General features: G+C 62.7%; 13 protein-coding genes. 2 read left to right on the forward strand and 11 right to left on the reverse strand.

Annotated elements, in window-relative coordinates:
* Window positions 1-4: 4 nt before the first annotated feature.
* Complete coding sequence (locus M2400_RS00085; RefSeq protein ID WP_177112621.1) at window positions 5-598, reverse strand: aminodeoxychorismate/anthranilate synthase component II; 594 nt, start codon at window positions 596-598, stop codon at window positions 5-7.
* Window positions 599-1,010: 412 nt separating this feature from the next.
* On the opposite strand from M2400_RS00085, the gene estP reads away from it, so the two are divergent.
* On the forward strand, window positions 1,011-2,933 hold the full coding sequence (estP, locus tag M2400_RS00090) for an esterase EstP (RefSeq protein ID WP_259198066.1): 1,923 nt from the start codon (window positions 1,011-1,013) through the stop codon (window positions 2,931-2,933).
* A gap of 137 nt (window positions 2,934-3,070) precedes the next feature.
* Here the strand turns inward: estP and trpE are convergent, their stop codons facing one another.
* From trpE to M2400_RS00140, 10 genes are all read right to left on the reverse strand, one after another.
* On the reverse strand, window positions 3,071-4,552 hold the full coding sequence (gene trpE / locus M2400_RS00095) for an anthranilate synthase component I (protein ID WP_177043261.1): 1,482 nt from the start codon (window positions 4,550-4,552) through the stop codon (window positions 3,071-3,073).
* 68 nt (window positions 4,553-4,620) lie between these two features.
* Window positions 4,621-5,439, reverse strand: a complete 819-nt coding sequence (locus M2400_RS00100) for a phosphoglycolate phosphatase (protein ID WP_177043260.1) — start codon at window positions 5,437-5,439, stop codon at window positions 4,621-4,623.
* Complete coding sequence (rpe, locus tag M2400_RS00105) at window positions 5,436-6,110, reverse strand: ribulose-phosphate 3-epimerase (RefSeq protein ID WP_008434441.1); 675 nt, start codon at window positions 6,108-6,110, stop codon at window positions 5,436-5,438. The genes M2400_RS00100 and rpe overlap by 4 nt, the downstream gene beginning before the upstream one ends.
* 84 nt (window positions 6,111-6,194) lie before the next feature.
* Window positions 6,195-7,343 carry an iron-containing alcohol dehydrogenase gene (locus M2400_RS00110; RefSeq protein WP_177112615.1) on the reverse strand — a complete coding sequence of 383 codons (1,149 nt, stop codon included), beginning with the start codon at window positions 7,341-7,343 and terminating at the stop codon, window positions 6,195-6,197.
* 229 nt (window positions 7,344-7,572) lie between these two features.
* On the reverse strand, window positions 7,573-8,397 hold the full coding sequence (locus tag M2400_RS00115; protein WP_003210970.1) for an ABC transporter permease: 825 nt from the start codon (window positions 8,395-8,397) through the stop codon (window positions 7,573-7,575).
* A gap of 13 nt (window positions 8,398-8,410) precedes the next feature.
* The gene (locus tag M2400_RS00120) at window positions 8,411-9,643 is read right to left on the reverse strand and encodes an ABC transporter permease (RefSeq protein WP_003210972.1); all 1,233 of its coding nucleotides are present in this window, start codon (window positions 9,641-9,643) and stop codon (window positions 8,411-8,413) included.
* A 173-nt stretch (window positions 9,644-9,816) separates the two neighbouring features.
* Window positions 9,817-10,857, reverse strand: coding sequence for an ABC transporter substrate-binding protein (locus tag M2400_RS00125; protein WP_010167251.1), 1,041 nt, complete (start codon window positions 10,855-10,857; stop codon window positions 9,817-9,819).
* 43 nt (window positions 10,858-10,900) lie between these two features.
* Complete coding sequence (locus tag M2400_RS00130; RefSeq protein WP_063026781.1) at window positions 10,901-12,013, reverse strand: ABC transporter ATP-binding protein; 1,113 nt, start codon at window positions 12,011-12,013, stop codon at window positions 10,901-10,903.
* A 214-nt stretch (window positions 12,014-12,227) separates the two neighbouring features.
* On the reverse strand, window positions 12,228-12,857 hold the full coding sequence (locus tag M2400_RS00135; RefSeq protein WP_003210977.1) for a response regulator transcription factor: 630 nt from the start codon (window positions 12,855-12,857) through the stop codon (window positions 12,228-12,230).
* Between the two features lie 25 nt (window positions 12,858-12,882).
* Window positions 12,883-15,270, reverse strand: coding sequence for a PAS domain S-box protein (locus M2400_RS00140; RefSeq protein WP_259198065.1), 2,388 nt, complete (start codon window positions 15,268-15,270; stop codon window positions 12,883-12,885).
* A 77-nt stretch (window positions 15,271-15,347) separates the two neighbouring features.
* On the opposite strand from M2400_RS00140, the gene M2400_RS00145 reads away from it, so the two are divergent.
* Entirely contained in the window at window positions 15,348-16,322 is a 975-nt protein-coding gene (locus M2400_RS00145; protein ID WP_177043256.1) for an alpha/beta hydrolase family protein, read from the forward strand.
* The last annotated feature ends 34 nt before the right edge of the window (window positions 16,323-16,356 follow it).

A 16,356-nucleotide genomic window follows, 5' to 3' on the forward strand; every position in this document is an offset into this window, starting at 1 on the left:
GTCCTTAGCGCGTGCCGCCGCTCTGCTTGAGAAAGTTAGCGAACAGCTCGTAGCCCTGCTCGGTCAAAATCGATTCCGGGTGAAATTGCACCCCTTCCACGTTCAATGTCTTGTGACGCAGGCCCATGATCTCGTCGACGGAGCCGTCTTCCAGTTGGGTCCAGGCCGTCAGCTCAAGGCACTCGGGCAGGGTTTCACGCTTGACCACCAACGAGTGATAACGGGTCACCGTCACCGGCAGGTTCAAGCCGTGGAATACGCCTTGGTCCTTGTGAAATACCGGGCTGGTCTTGCCGTGCATCACCTGGCGGGCGCGAACCACGTCGCCGCCGAATGCCTGGCCGATGGACTGATGGCCCAGGCACACGCCCAGGATCGGCAACTTGCCGGCGAAGAACTTGATGGCTTCCAGGGAAATACCCGCTTCGGTCGGGGTGCACGGGCCTGGGGAAACGACGATGCGTTCAGGGTTCAACGCGGCGATCTGGGCCACGGTCAATTCGTCGTTGCGCACCACCTTGACCTCGGCGCCAAGCTCGCCCAGGTACTGCACAACGTTGTAGGTAAAGGAGTCGTAGTTATCAATCATCAGCAACATGTGGGTTAAAACCTCTTGAATTCACTGACTTCTAATGACGGCCTTCCAAGGGAGTGACCCGCTGCCAGACGCACTTTCCGGTTGCCGGGGTTGGCCGGCAAGGGGCGTCGAACAAAGGGTGAAGAAGGCAAATCGGTACAGGTCCGGCGTGGCCGGTAGAGAAAAGTTAGGCGCGCCAACGCCAACGGGCGTGTGCCTTGACTACTCGCATCAAGAGTTTGCTGATGATCAACACGGGGAGGGTCTCATTCATACGTCCAAGCACAGTAACGTAGCCTCGCCAGCGGTGCAATATGGCGCCGCAAATACGGGGGAAACTGCCTGCCCGATAATTGGCGTCAATTTTTTCAGAACCCTTGGGAGGTCGCTACAGTCATAGTGCAGACAAAAAAATAAAATCATGGACGGACTCATGACCAAAAAGCCCTACTTCGCCCCACTCGTCGGCTGCCTGTTAACTCTGGCTTGCTCCCAGGCGTTCGCCGCACCGTCGCCCTACTCGACCATGATCGTGTTCGGCGACAGCCTGGCTGATGCCGGGACTTTCGCAGACCCTGGCGCCCCCGGCTCAACCTATCGCTTCACCAACCGCACCGGCCCGCAATACTTTGACGGCAGCGGCGAAAGCACTTCGCTGATCTCCTCGACGTTATTGGGCGGCAAGCTGGGGGTTGCCCCGGGCGACCTGAATGCCTCCACCTCCCCGGAACGCGCTGCGCAGGGCCAGGCAGACGGCAATAACTGGGCGGTCGGCGGCTACACCACTCAGCAGATCTACGATGCCATCACCGGCAACTCCACCGTCACCGACAGCGACACCGGGCAGGTGCTGCGTACACGTCCCGGATACCTCGCATCAACGGGCGGCCGAGCCGACCCCAACGCGCTGTACTTTCTCTCCGGCGGCGGTAATGACTTCCTCGACGGCCTGGTGCTCAGCCCCGATCAGGCGTCAGCCGCCGCCGGACGCCTGGCCAACAGCGCCCTGGCCCTGCAACAGGCTGGGGCCCGTTATGTGATGGTGTGGATGCTGCCGGACCTGGGCCTTACACCTGCCGTCAATGGCACGCCGCTCCAAGGCACCGTCAGCGCCCTGGCTGGCGTCTTCAACCAGACATTGGTCCAGCGCCTGTCACAAATAGATGCACAGATCATCCCGCTGAACATTCCGTTGCTGCTCAAGGAAACCTTCGCCGACCCCGGGCGCTTTGGCTTTGCCACCGACCAGAATCTCAACCAGACCTGCTTCAGCGGCACCACCTGCCGGAACCCCGTGTACGGCGTCGGCGGCACCAACCCAGACCCGACCAAGCTGATTTACAACGACACCGTCCACCCCACCGAAGCCGGCCAGGTATTGATCGCCGACTACGCCTATTCGCTGCTCGCCGCCCCCTGGGAAATCACCCTGCTGCCGGAAATGGCCCAAGGCACCTTGCGTGCCCACCAGGATGAATTGCGCAGCCAATGGCAAGCCGACTCCGGCAACTGGCAGGCCGTGGGCCAATGGCGGGCAATTGTCGCCGCCGGCGGCCAGCACCTGGACTTCGACGATCAAAACAGCTCGGCCAGCGGTGACGGCAGCGGCTACAACCTGAACATCGGCGGCAGTTACCGCCTCAACGAGGCCTGGCGCGTCGGCGTGGCAGCGGGCTTCTATCGCCAGACTCTTGAGGCCGGCGCCAGCGATTCGGACTACAAGCTCAACAGCTATATGGGCACGGCCTTCGCCCAGTACCAACAGAATCACTGGTGGGCCGATGCCGCGTTGACGGGTGGCAAGCTGGACTTCGACAACCTCAAGCGCAAGTTCGCCCTGGGCGTCAGCGAAGGCACCGAGAAAGGCGACACTGACGGCTGGCTATGGGCATTGAGCGCACGGGTTGGGTACGACATCGCCGAGCCGAACAGCGAATGGCATTTCTCGCCCTTTATCAGCGCTGACTATTCGCGGGTCGAGGTGAATGGTTATTCGGAGAAAGATGCCCGTTCCACCGCGCTGACCTTTGATGACCAACAGCGCGACTCCAAGCGCCTGGGAATCGGATTACAAGCCAACTACCGCTTCACCCCGCAAACCCTGGTGTTTGGCGAAGTGGCCCACGAGCACGAGTTTGAAAACGATACGCAGCGAGTGGGCATGTCCCTCAACAGCGTGCCGGGGATTGATTTCAAACTGGACGGCTACACGCCACGCAGCAATTCGGATCGCTTGAACCTGGGGATTACCCACAAGGTGACCAAGGACCTTGCGCTGAACGCGGCCTATAACGTGAGAAAGGATGACAACTTTACCCAGCAAGGGCTGAGTGTCGGGGTGAGCCTGGATTTCTGAGGCGATCTAACATCCCCACAAAACAACTGTGGGAGCTGGCTTGCCTGCGATAGCGGTAGATCAGTCAACTAATCTATCGACTGTCACACCGCCATCGCGGGCAAGCCCGGCTCCCACATTTGGATCGAGATCAGCAGTCAGCCCTGCGGCGTTTGCTCAGCCAGCGCCACCGCCCGGAACATCGCCCGGCGCTTGTTCAGCGTCTCTTCCCACTCCAGGGCCGGCACCGAGTCGGCCACAATCCCGCCGCCCGCCTGCACATGCAGTTCGCCGTCCTTGATCACCGCCGTACGGATCGCGATGGCGGTGTCCATGTTGCCGTTCCAGGCGAAATACCCCACCGCACCGCCATACACACCACGCTTGACCGGCTCCAGTTCGTCGATGATTTCCATCGCGCGAATCTTCGGTGCGCCCGACAAGGTGCCCGCCGGCAGGATCGCCCGCAGCGCATCCATCGCGGTCAACCCGGCCTTCAGCTCACCGGTGACGTTGGACACGATGTGCATCACGTTGGAATAACGCTCGATCACCATCTTCTCGGTGAGCCTCACCGAACCGATTTCCGAGACACGCCCGGTGTCGTTACGACCCAGGTCGATCAGCATCAAGTGCTCGGCGATTTCCTTGTCGTCGCTCAGCAGGTCCTGCTCCAGCGCCAGGTCAGCCTCTTCGGTCGCGCCGCGAGGGCGCGTGCCGGCAATCGGGCGCACGGTGATCAGGTTGTCTTCGACCCGCACCAGCACTTCCGGCGAACTGCCTACCACGTGGAAGTCGCCAAAGTTGAAGAAGTACATGTACGGCGTCGGGTTGAAGCAGCGCAGCGCCCGGTACAAATCAATCGGCGCAGCCTTGAAGTCGATGGACATGCGCTGCGACGGCACCACCTGCATGCAGTCACCGGCAAGGATGTATTCCTTGATGGTATCGACGGCACGCTCGTAGTCATCCTGGGTAAAGCTTGAACGAAAGATCGGATCGGCCGCCGGCGGACGGCTGAGGTCCAGGCCGCGACGCGGAGTGATCGGCTGGCGCAGTTTTTCCAGCAGCGCTTCCAGGCTGGCCTGGCCTTGCTCGAACGCATCGGCCTGGGAAGGATCCGCCAACACAATCGCGTGCATCTTGCCGGCGAGGTTGTCGAACACCACCACCGCGTCGGAGACCATCAGCAGAATGTCGGGCACGCCCAACGGATCGGGGTTCGGGCATTTGCCCAGGCGTTTTTCCACGTAGCGCACGCAGTCGTAGCCGAAGTAGCCCACCAAACCGCCGTTGAAGCGCGGCAGGCCGGCGATGGTCGGCACGTTGTAGCGCGCCTTGAAGTCTTCGACGAAGGCCAGCGGGTCTTCAACGTCGTGGCTTTCGATCTCGACGCCGTCCAGGGTGATGCTGACATGGTGATCATGTACACGCAGCACCGTGCGGCACGGCAGGCCGATGATCGAATAACGGCCCCACTTCTCGCCGCCCTGCACCGACTCCAGCAGATAGGAGTTGGGCTCGTCGGCCAGTTTCAGGTAGATCGACAGCGGGGTGTCGAAGTCGGCCAGGGTTTCGCAGGCCATGGGGATACGGTTGTAGCCGGCAGCGGCCAAACGCAGGAATTCTTCGCGGATCATGAGGTGCCTCGTGGCATGAGGGTCTAACGGTCAGGTGTGCAAACGTGCCGCAGCGCGGCCAGGATCAGTCAGGCGCGCCAACGCCAGCGGGCCAGGGCCTTGATGACTTTCATCCAGAGTTTGCGAGTGACCACCACGATGGGATTTCCAGAAGGGGATGGAACAGCGTCGGGCAACGTTATCTCAGCGCCCGCTCCCAAGCAACCTGGGATTAACAGCCGCAGGTCATCTATCACCAGCGCCGGGGATTCTTCGGCAATCGGCCGGCCATGGTTGTAGCCGTAACTCAAGGCCACGCACTTGACCCCCGCCGCCTTCGCCGCCAGCACATCGCTGCGCGAATCGCCGACAAACAGCGATTGGGACGCCGGGATATTGGCCATTTTCATCACGAAGAACAGTGCCGCCGGGTCCGGCTTCTTCTGCGGCAAGGTATCGCCGCCGATGATCCAGCGGAAATAACGGCCGATCTTCATCTGGTCCAGCAGCGGCGCGACGAAGCGCTCCGGCTTGTTGGTGATCAGGGCCATTTCCACGCCCTGCTTGTGCAGCCACTTCAAAGTGTCCCGCACGCCGGGGTAGACCACGGTCAACTCGTGGCCGTTTTCATAGGCCACGTTGAACAGCTCAAGGGCGTGCTCGGCTTCCACCTCGTCCACGCCCTCGGCATCGATGTTGTTGGCCAGGGCCCGGCGCACCAGCATCTGCACACCGTTGCCGACCCACTCGCGCACCGACTCGACACCCGCCGGCTTGCGCCCCAGCTTGAGCAGCATCTGGTCCACCGCCGCTGCCAGGTCCGGCACCGAATCGATCAACGTACCGTCCAGATCGAACATCACCAGCCGTGGCAGTTTGCCGGGGAACAACTGCTCAAAGCCACTCATGGACGCGCCAGCGCCAGTTCTGCACGCATCTTGGCGATCACTTCCTGATAGTCCGGGGCATTGAAGATTGCCGAGCCGGCGACAAAGGTGTCGGCACCGGCCGCCGCGATTTCGCGGATGTTGTTGACGTTGACGCCACCGTCGATCTCCAGGCGGATATCCCGGCCCGACGCATCGATCAGCGCCCGCGCTTCACGCAGCTTGTTGAGGGTGCCAGGGATGAACTTCTGCCCGCCGAAGCCCGGGTTGACGCTCATCAGCAGGACCATGTCGACCTTGTCCATCACGTACTCGAGCACACTCAGCGGAGTGGCCGGGTTGAACACCAGGCCGGCCTTGCAACCGCCCTCACGGATCAACTGCAGGGTGCGGTCCACGTGCAGCGTGGCTTCCGGGTGGAAGGTGATGTAGGTCGCGCCGGCTTCGATGAAGTCACCGACGATGCGGTCTACCGGGCTAACCATCAAGTGCGCATCGATGGGCGCGGTCACGCCGTACTTGCGCAGGGCGGCGCAGACCATCGGACCAATGGTCAGGTTCGGCACATAGTGGTTGTCCATGACATCGAAGTGAACGAAGTCGGCACCGGCGGCCAACACGTTGTCCACTTCCTCACCCAGGCGGGCGAAGTCGGCGGAGAGAATCGATGGAGCAATGACGAAGGGCTGCATGACGCACCTTTTTTGAGCTAAATCACGATGGCGCGCATTGTATACCTCATGCTTTGCCGCGCGCACCGTGACCTCGCTCAATGGTTAGAACGCCGCCCGGTAGATTTTCTCGATATCCGCCGCGCTCAGCTTGCGCGGATTGTTGCGCATCAGGCGCTCGATCCCCGCCGCCTCTACCGCCATCGCCGGGATGGCGTCTTCGGGCACACCGAAGCTGCGCAGGCCGGACGGGATCTCCACTGCGGCACACAGTCGCGTCATCGCATCCACGGCCTGGTCGGCGGCATCCACCGCACTCAGGCCCGTGACATTTACGCCCATGGCCTGGGCAATTTCCTGCATGCGCTCCACGCACGCCAGTTTGTTCCAGTGCATCACGTAGGGCAGCAGCAAGGCATTGCTCACGCCGTGGGCGATGTTGAAGCGCCCGCCAAGCGGATACGCCAACGCATGCACTGCACCGACGCCGGCATTGCCGAATGCCATGCCGGCCATGAGGCTGGCGGTGGCCATATCGTCACGGGCCTGCAGGTTCGCCGGGTTGGCGTAGGCCTTGGGCAAAGCCTTGGCGATCAGTTTGATCGCACCCAGTGCCAGCGCATCGGTGATCGGCGAGGCATTCAGCGACAGGTAGGATTCGATGGCGTGCACCAGCGCGTCCACGCCACTGGCGGCGGTGACGCTGCGGGGGCAGGTCAGGGTCATTTGCGGGCTGATCAGGGCCACGTCCGGCAGCAGGTAGTCGCTGACGATGCCTTTTTTCAATTGCGCGACCTTGTCCGACAGAATCGCCACATTGGTCACCTCCGAACCGGTGCCGGCGGTGGTGGGAATCGCGATCAGCGGCGGGCCTTTGCGCGGTACCTGGTCCACGCCGAACAGGTCGGCCAGGGCGCCGTGGTAACCGGCGTAGGCTGCCACGCTCTTGGCGATGTCGATGGCACTGCCGCCGCCGACGCCAATCAGGCCGTCATGCCCGCCTTCGCGGTAGACGCGCATGCAGTCCTCGACGATGGCGATTTCCGGGTCGGGCAGCACGCGGTCAAAGATTTCGTAGGTCCGTTCGCCCAGATGTTCCAGCGCCAGCGCCACGGTGCCGGACTTGACCAGCGCCGCGTCGGTGACAATCAGCGGGTTGTCGACATCCAGCCGCGTCAGCTCGGCGGCCAGTTGCTCGATGGCGCCTGGGCCGGTGAGCAGTTTGTGGGCGATCTTGAATGAGGAAGTACTCATGTGCGCGGCCTCTTATCAGTTATGGGCTGGCACAAGAGTAGCTTGGGATTCGAGGTTGTCTCCCATTCATGGGGTGAATGGTACGTTCCCTGTGGGAGCAGGCTTGTGTGGGAGCCGGGCTTGCCCGCGATGCAAGCACCACGGTGTGTCAGTCACACTGCGGTGATGCTATCGCAGGCAAGCCAGCTCCCACACAAGCCAGCTCCCACATTTGATCGCGACTCGGTCTTTAGACTTGTGCGGTGCGCAGTTTCTCGCTACGCCCGCGCAGCCATTCCAGGGTCAGCAACAGCACCACCGAGAAGGCGATCAGCAAGGTCGCCGCCGCCGCGATGGTCGGGCTGAGGTTTTCACGGATGCCGCTGAACATCTGCCGGGGCAAGGTCGCTTGCTCGGGCCCGGCGAGAAACAGCGTCACCACCACTTCATCAAACGAGGTGGCAAAGGCAAACAGCGCCCCGGAGATCACCCCCGGCGCAATCAGCGGCAAGGTCACCCGGCGAAACGCCGTCAGCGGTGACGCACCCAGGCTCGCCGCCGCCCGCACCAGGTTGTGGTTAAACCCTTGCAAGGTCGCCGACACGGTGATGATCACAAACGGCACACCCAACACCGCGTGCACCACGATCAGCGAGAAGAAGCTGTTGCCCAGTCCCAGCGGCGCGAAAAACAAATAACTGGCCACGCCGATGATCACCACCGGCACCACCATCGGCGAAATCACCAGGGCCATCACCAGCGCCTTGCCGGGGAAATGCCCGCGGGTCAGGCCAATCGCCGCCAGCGTGCCGAACACCATCGCCAGCACCGTGGCCGCCGGGGCAACGATGATGCTGTTCTTGAGGGCACGCATCCATTCCGCGGAGCCGAAGAAGTCCTGGTACCAGTGCAGCGAGAAACCTTGCAGCGGGTAGACCAGGAAGCTCCCACTGTTGAACGACAGCGGGATGATCACCAGCACCGGCAAGATCAGGAACAACAGGATCAGGCCGCAGAGAATCCGCAAGCTGTAGAACCAGACCCGTTCCACGGGCGACATATAAGGGCTCAGCATCGCATCGGTCTCCTCAGCTCAGGCGCAGGCGGCTGGCGCCTACCAGCCAGTTGTAGATCAGGTACAGCACCACGGTGGCCAGCAGCAGCAAACCGCCCAGGGCCGTGGCCATGCCCCAGTTGATGCTGGTGTTGGTGTAGAAGGCCACGAAGTAGCTGACCATCTGGTCGTTCGGGCTGCCCAGCAACGCCGGGGTGATGTAGTAGCCGATCGCCAAAATGAACACCAACAGGCAGCCGGCGCCGACGCCCGCGTAGGTCTGCGGGAAGTACACGCGCCAGAAGCTGGCGAACGGGTGGCAGCCCAGGGAAATCGCCGCCCGCATGTAGGTGGGCGAGATGCCTTTCATCACGCTGTAGATCGGCAAAATCATGAACGGCAGCAGGATGTGCACCATCGAGATGTAGACCCCCAGCCGGTTGAACACCAACTCCACCGGTTTATCGATCAGGCCCATGCCCATCAGCGCGCTGTTGATCAGGCCGCCGGACTGCAGCAACACAATCCAGGCCGCCACCCGCACCAGCACCGAGGTCCAGAACGGCAGCAGCACCAGGATCATCAGCAGGTTGCTCTGCCGCGCCGGCAAGTTGGCCAGCAAGTACGCCAGCGGGTAGGCCAGCAGCAGGCAGCACACGGTGATCACCAGGCCCATCCAGAAGGTACGGGCGAAGATATCGAGGTAGATCGCCTGGTCCGGGGTGGCCGGGGCGATTTCGCCGAGGTCGTCGATACGGTGATCGACGGCGGCCAGCAAGTAGTACGGCGTGAGGCTGCTGGTGTTGCGCCGGATCGCCTGCCAGTACGCCGGGTCGCCCCAGCGTTCGTCGAGGTTTTCCAGCGCTTCTTTATAGGAGGCAGGCGCTTCGGTAAACGGCAGCGCCCGCGCGGTTTTCGTCAGCAGGCTGCGATAGCCCGCCAGTTCCATGTTCAAGCGTTTTGACAGATCGCCCAGGGTCGAGTTTTTCCGGGCTTCGCCCAGGTCTTCGCTGATGGCCTGGTACACCGGCTCGCCGGGCAGGCCACGACCGTCCCAGGCCGTCACCGCCACCACCGTGCGCGGCAGGCCGCCCACCACTTCCGGGTTGCCGACGCTTTTGTACAGCAGCGCCACAATCGGCACCAAAAACACCAGCAGCAAAAACACCACCAGCGGCGCGATCAAGGCCTGGGCCTTCCAGCGATTGAGCCGCTCGGCACGCGCCAGGCGCTGTTTCAGGGTGGGGCTGGGAATGGCGAGGGCCATGGCGAACTCCGGATTCTTAAACATAAATGCACAACGTGGGTGTAGCGCTTGTCCTGTGGCGAGGGAGCTTGCTCCCGCTGGGGTGCGAAGCGGCCCCAAAAGATGGGACTGCTGCGCAGTCCAGCGGGAGCAAGCTCCCTCGCCACAGGGGTGGTGTCACATTGGCGACCGGGTTACTTGGCCGCCCACGCGTTAAAGCGCTGCTCCAGTTGCTCGCCGTTATCCGCCCAGAAGCTCACGTCGATCTGCACCTGGTTGGCGATGTTTTCCGGTGTGGTCGGCATGTCCTTGAGGATGTCCTTGGCCAGCAACGGTACCGCCTGGGTATTGGCCGGGCCGTAGGCGATGTTTTCCGAGTAGGTCTTCTGCTGCTGCGGCTGCACCGAGAAGGCGATGAATTTCTTCGCCGCGTCGGCACGGTCTTTCGCCAGGCCTTTTGGAATGGCCCAGGCGTCGAAATCGTAGATCCCGCCGTTCCACACCACTTTCAGGTTGCTTTCCTTCTGCACGGCCGCGATCCGGCCGTTGTAGGCAGAACTCATCACCACGTCACCCGAGGCGAGGTACTGCGGCGGCTGGGCGCCCGCTTCCCACCACTGGATGTACGGCTTGAGCTCATCGAGCTTCTTGAACGCACGGTCCTGGCCATCTTTGCCGGCCAGCACTTTGTACACATCCTTCGGTGCCACGCCGTCAGCCATCAAGGCGAATTCCAGGGTGTACTTGGCGCCCTTGCGCAGGCCGCGTTTGCCCGGGAATTTCTTGGTGTCCCAGAAATCTGCCCAGCCGCCTGGCGGTGCTTTCAGTTTGTCGGCGTTGTAGGCCAGCACGGTGGACCACACAAAGAAGCCCACGCCACACGGCTGGATCGCGCCCTTCACATAGTCGCCCGGGTTGCCGAACAGTTTCGGGTCCAGGGGTTCGAACATGTCTTCGTCACAGCCACGGGACAGTTCCGGCGACTCGACTTCCACCAGGTCCCAGGACACGCTCTTGGTGTCGACCATCGCCTTGACCTTGGCCATTTCACCGTTGTACTCGCCGGCGACGATCTTGCCGTTGCCCGCGCTTTCCCACGGGGCGTAGAAGGCCTTGACCTGCGCCGCCTTGTTCGCGCCACCGAAGGACACGACCGTCAAATCAGGGCCTGCCATGGCCTGTGTCGCGCCCATCAAGCTCAACGCCAGGGCCGAATATTTCAGGGATCTCAACATTGTTGTTCTCTCCACGTGCGAGGTTGGTGAAGCAAGGGGGCGATCAATTCGCCTCTAGAAGTGGGTCGAGTGCGCGAACGTGCTCGACTTGCCAGCCAATCGGTACCACGTCGCCGACCGCCAGGGCTGTGTCCAGCTCGGCGATCGGTTGTTTCACAAAAAAATCGGACTTGCCGCAGACTTCCAGGCGCACGCGCACGTGGTCGCCCAGGTAGATGAATTCGGCCACCCGCCCGGAGAAGCGGTTGACGCAACTCTCGCTGGAGCCATTGAGGCTGACACGCTCGGGGCGCACCGACAGAGTCACCGGCCCGCCAACCTGGCCGACGTTCACCGCCAGCGCCTCGACCTTCTCGCCGCGCGCCAGCTCGACCACGCAGCGGTCGCCGGTGTGGCTGTGCAGTCGGCCATTGAGGCGGTTGTTCTCGCCGATGAAGTTGGCGACGAAGGTGTTTTTCGGCTCTTCATACAGGGTGCGCGGTGCGGCGATCTGCTGGATCTCGCCCTGGTGGAATACCGCCACCCGGTCGGACATGGTCAGCGCTTCGCCCTGGTCGTGGGTCACGTACACCACGGTGACGCCGAGGCGTTGATGCAGGTGCTTGATCTCCATCTGCATGTGTTCGCGCAGTTGCTTGTCGAGGGCACCGAGGGGTTCGTCCATCAGCACCAGCTGTGGCTCGAACACCAATGCACGGGCCAGGGCAACCCGCTGTTGCTGGCCGCCGGAGAGTTGCGCCGGGTAGCGCTGGGCGAATGCATCGAGCTGCACCATGCTCAGCACACGCTTTACGCGCTCGCTGATGTCGGTCTTGCTCAAGCCGCGCACCGAGAGCGGAAACGCCAGGTTCTCGGAGACGGTCATGTGCGGGAACAGCGCGTAGTTCTGGAACACCATGCCGATGTCGCGCTTGTGGGGCGGCACGTTGTTGATGGAGCGGCCGGCCAACTGGATCTCGCCAGCGGTGGGGGTTTCAAAACCGGCGAGCATCATCAGGCTGGTGGTCTTGCCCGACCCGGACGGCCCGAGCAAGGTCAGGAACTCGCCCTTGCGAATTTCCAGGTTGAGGTCTTTGACGATCAGGTTCTCGCCGTCGTAGCTCTTTTGCACGCCACGGAAGCTGACCAGCACATCATTTGAATCCACCTCGCTCATACCCGCACCTTTTTGTTTTGGACTGCCATGGAACAAGCGTAGTCCTACCGCGAAGCCCCGCAAATCGGGGGCCCGGAGAGATTGGCATCAGCAGGATGGAAGGTTTGGGGTAGGGATCGCCCTACACGGATGGCGGGCATAGAACAGTGCGAGCGCTACAGGTGGCAGGAATGGGTCTGCCAGGGCTTGCGGGTGGTCGCAAATGGATAAGCGGCTATAGAAGCTTGTGCTCCATCGCGTACTTCACCAGTTCCGCCAGGGAGGTGATGTTGAGCTTTTGCATCAGGCGCGCTTTGTGAGTGCTGATGGTCTTGCTGCTAAGCGCCAACTGCTGGGCGATGTCGTTGACGTTGGCGCCCTGGGCCAGGCGCTCGAATACCGAGAACTCGCGCTCCGACAACAACGAGTGCAATGGCCGGGAATCGGTCAGGCCGACTTCGAAGACCATGCGGTCTGCCAGGTCCGGGTCGATGTACCGTCCGCCCGCCGCGACCTTGCGAATCGCCGTCAGCAGCAGCGCCGGGTCGCTGTCCTTGGTGGCATAACCGGCAGCACCGACCTTCAGCGCACGGGCGGCCATTTGCGCTTCATCGTGCATCGACAGCACCAGGATCGCCGGGGGATTGTTCAGCGCACGAATCCGCGGGATGGCTTCCAGACCGTTGACGCCGGGCATCGAGATGTCCAGCAACACCACTTCGCAGGGCACATGGCGCAGGGTTTCCAGCAATTGCTCGCCATTGCTCGCCTCGCCCACCACCAGCAGGTCCTTGGCCAGGCCGATCAGTTGCTTGATGCCTTCGCGAACGATGGTGTGGTCTTCGGCTACCAGTACACGGATCACAGTGGATGTCCTCTTCTTTTGGTTATCAATCCAGCGGCACCGTCACGCTCAGGGTGGTGCCTTCGCCCAATTCGCTGTCCAGGCTCAATTGCCCGCCCATGATCAGCACCCGCTCGCGCATGCCTACCAGGCCAAACGACACCGGACGCCCGGGGGCCTGGACGAAACCGGTGCCATCGTCGCTGATGGTCAGCCGCAGATGCGCGCCCTCCACCACCAGTGTCAGTTCGACAGTATGCGCCTGGGCATGGCGCATCACATTGGTCAGCGCCTCCTGCAGGATGCGGAACAGGCCGATGGCCTTGGCGTCGCTCAGGGCCGGCAGGTTGTCCGGCACCTGCACGAGGCAGGGAATCTGGGTGCGGGCTTCGAAGCGCCGGGCCTGCCATTCGATGGCCGAGGCAATCCCGGCGTCGAGAATCGGCGGGCGCAGGGCCGTGGCCACGTCGCGCACCAGTTGGAACAGTTGGGCGATCAGGCGCTTCATGCTGTTCAGCCGCTCGTGCAGGCCGGGGTCCAGTTGTGCGTAGGTCAGCTCGCACATCGAGGTTTCCAGCTTGAGCACGGTGAGCATTTGCCCCAGCTCATCGTGCACTTCCCGGGCGATGCGGGCCTTCTCTTCCTCGCGCACGGTTTCCAGGTGGGCGGACAATTCCCGCAGTTGCGCGCGGGAGGCGTCCAGTTCCAGCTCGATGCGCTTGCTCTCGCTGATGTCCCAGACAATCCCGTCCCATACCACCACGCCATCCGCAAGGCGACGGCTGACCGCCTTAATCTCGGTCCAACGTTGCTCACCCGTGCGCGTCAGCAGGCGACCTTGCCATGTCCAGTTGCTTTCCGTGTCAGTGGCCTGGTCCTGGGTGCGGTGGTAGCTGGCCCGATCCTCGGGATGCACCAGGTTGCGGATGCCCATTTCCCGATGACTGAGGACGGCCGGGGAGTAGCCCACCAGGCTCTCGCTGCCCTGGCTGATATAGGCGAACTCGATGTCATCGCTTAACGGCAAGCGCTCCAGGCGAAACACCAGCCCCGGCACGTTGGCGGCAATCCCCTGCAGGCGCGCCTCACTTTCCTGCAACGCTGCCAGGGCCCGGCGCCGCTCAGTGACGTCGTTGAGGTAAACCACCAGATACTCGCCGTCGGCAAACCGCAGGAAACTCAGGGACACATCCGCCGGCAACACACTGCCGTCGGCCCGCAGGCAATTGGTAGCAAAGCTCTGCGGCCCGTCTTCACTGGCCCGGGCGCGCTTCCACAGGTTGAGCCAGCGGTCCATGGTCAGCGTCGGGTCGAACTCGATCAGCGGCCGCTCGATCAACGCACCGGGGCCGTAGCCCAGCATGGTTTCTGCCGCGAGGTTGGCGTAGCGCACATGGCTGTCCCAATTGACCCACAGGATGCCGACGGTGCTTTGGTCGATGGAGAACTGGGTCAGGCGCAACGCTTCGGCACCGGCGGCGCGGGCGGCGCTTTCTTCCCGGGCGGCCAACAGGTTGTGCTCCAGGCCGCGTTGCTGGCGGCGTTGCCAGAACACTACGGCCAGGCTGGCCAGCAACAGCAGGCCCAGCAGCACTGTGAGGTTTTGCCAGAAGCCTGGCGACTCGGTTACCCGCGGGTATTTGGGTTGCAGCCAGCGTGTGTGCAGTTGGTCCAGATCCCGGGCGGGGATCGTGCGCAAGGCGCTTTGCACGATGTCGGCCAGTTCCGGCCAGTCGCGCCGCGTCGCCACCCGCAGCAATTGCGGCAGGCCGATATCGCCCACCACGGCCAGGCCAGCGAACTCGGTCTCGCCCGACAAGCGGCTCAATTGCGCTTCATCCACCACCGCATACCGCGCCTGCTGGCTCACCAGCAATTGCAGGGCCTGGCGCTCCATGGGCACGCCCTGCAGGTTGAGACTGGGGTAGGTGCTGCGCAGGTAATCCGCGACCGCGCTGGGCATGCGCACGGCGACGCGGGATTGGTCGTCGAGCTTTTCCAGGTCCACGGCGGTGCCGCCATCGCGGATACCGACGATGTGCTGGGGCACGCGCATGTACGGGTCGGAGAACAGCCACAACCGCAGGCCTGCCGGGGTTTGCAGCAGGCCGGGAGCGAGGTCTACCTCGCCGTCACGCACTGCCGCCTCCAGTTGTTCCTGATTGGGAAAGTTGCGCCAGGTCAGCTCGATATTCAGCGCCTTGGCCAGCCACTGCATCAACTCGACGTTGGCTCCGGACAGCCGCTGCAAGCGCCGATCGTATTGGGCATAAGGCGCCTGCAACACCAGGCCGACCCGCAGGTCCGGGTGCTGGCCCAGCCATTCACGCTGGCCGGCATCCAACTGCGCCGGGTGAGGAGCAGGCGCAGGCACCGCGCCCGCGATCAAGGGAAAGCATAAACAGCCGATAACCAGCAGGAAGCGAAAACCCATGATCCACGTCTCATAGCACTGACAAATACTGACCAACCCATTAGGCTGCCGGAATCACTTCTGGCCGGAAATCAACGATGCCACTTCTCCACCGCTCGGCACTGCCAGCATTGTGCCTGTCGCTGCTGTTTACCAGCGCCTTTTGTGTCGAGGCCGCCGACACTCCCGCTCCCGCCCCGGAAAAACCGGTGGTGCGCCAGCCTTTGCCGGAGCGCAGCCAGGAAGAAGCCAACGCCCTGGAGCGGCAAATCCCGCAACAGGAGCAGCAACAGTTGCAGGCGGGCAGCGACTCTTTCCTCGCCCTGTGGAAACCGGCCAACACGGGTGAACCGGAAGGCGTGGTGATTATCGTCCCGGGCAACGGCGAAAGTGCTGACTGGCCTCAAGCAATCGGGCCATTGCGCCAGAAATTGCCGGACGCGGCGTGGGGCACCCTCAGTTTGTCACTGCCGGACCTGACTCTCGACACCCTGCCGCCACGGGTCATCGAATCGCCAAAAGCCGCTGTGGACACCAGCAGCAAAGACGCCAGCACCGTCGCCAAACCCGTGGAACAAGCCGCCAGCGCCGAAGCCGAGGGCACCGACCCGGCCGTGGTTCCCGGCAGCGATGAACAAGACAAGACCGACGCCTCGCGAATCTTCGCCCGCATTGATGCCGCCCTCGCCTTCGCCCAGACCCAGAACGCCCGCAGCATTGTGCTGCTTGGCCACGGCACCGGCGCCTGGTGGGCGGCGCGTTACCTGAGTGAAAAACAACCGGCGCAGGTGCAGAAATTCGTCATGGTTGCCGCGCAAACGCCGGCGGGCCGTGAACCGGACCTGCAACAACTGGCCCCCAAGCTGAAGCTGGCGACGGCGGACCTGTTCTATCAGGACGACGGGCAGGCGCGCAAAACCGCCCTGGAACGTTCCCAGGCCAGCAAGCGCTTGAAGAATGACAACTACAAGCAGGTGTCCCTGAAGGCGTTCCCCGACAACAGCCCCGCCGGACAGGAGCAACTTTACCGGCGGGTTCGCGGTTGGTTGAGCCCACAGGCCAGCGGGAGTTGAGCGCAGTTTTTGAAACTGATGAAGATCAACTGTG

This window comes from Pseudomonas sp. BIGb0558 (assembly GCF_024807515.1).
In the GTDB taxonomy this organism is placed as follows: domain Bacteria; phylum Pseudomonadota; class Gammaproteobacteria; order Pseudomonadales; family Pseudomonadaceae; genus Aquipseudomonas; species Aquipseudomonas yamanorum_A.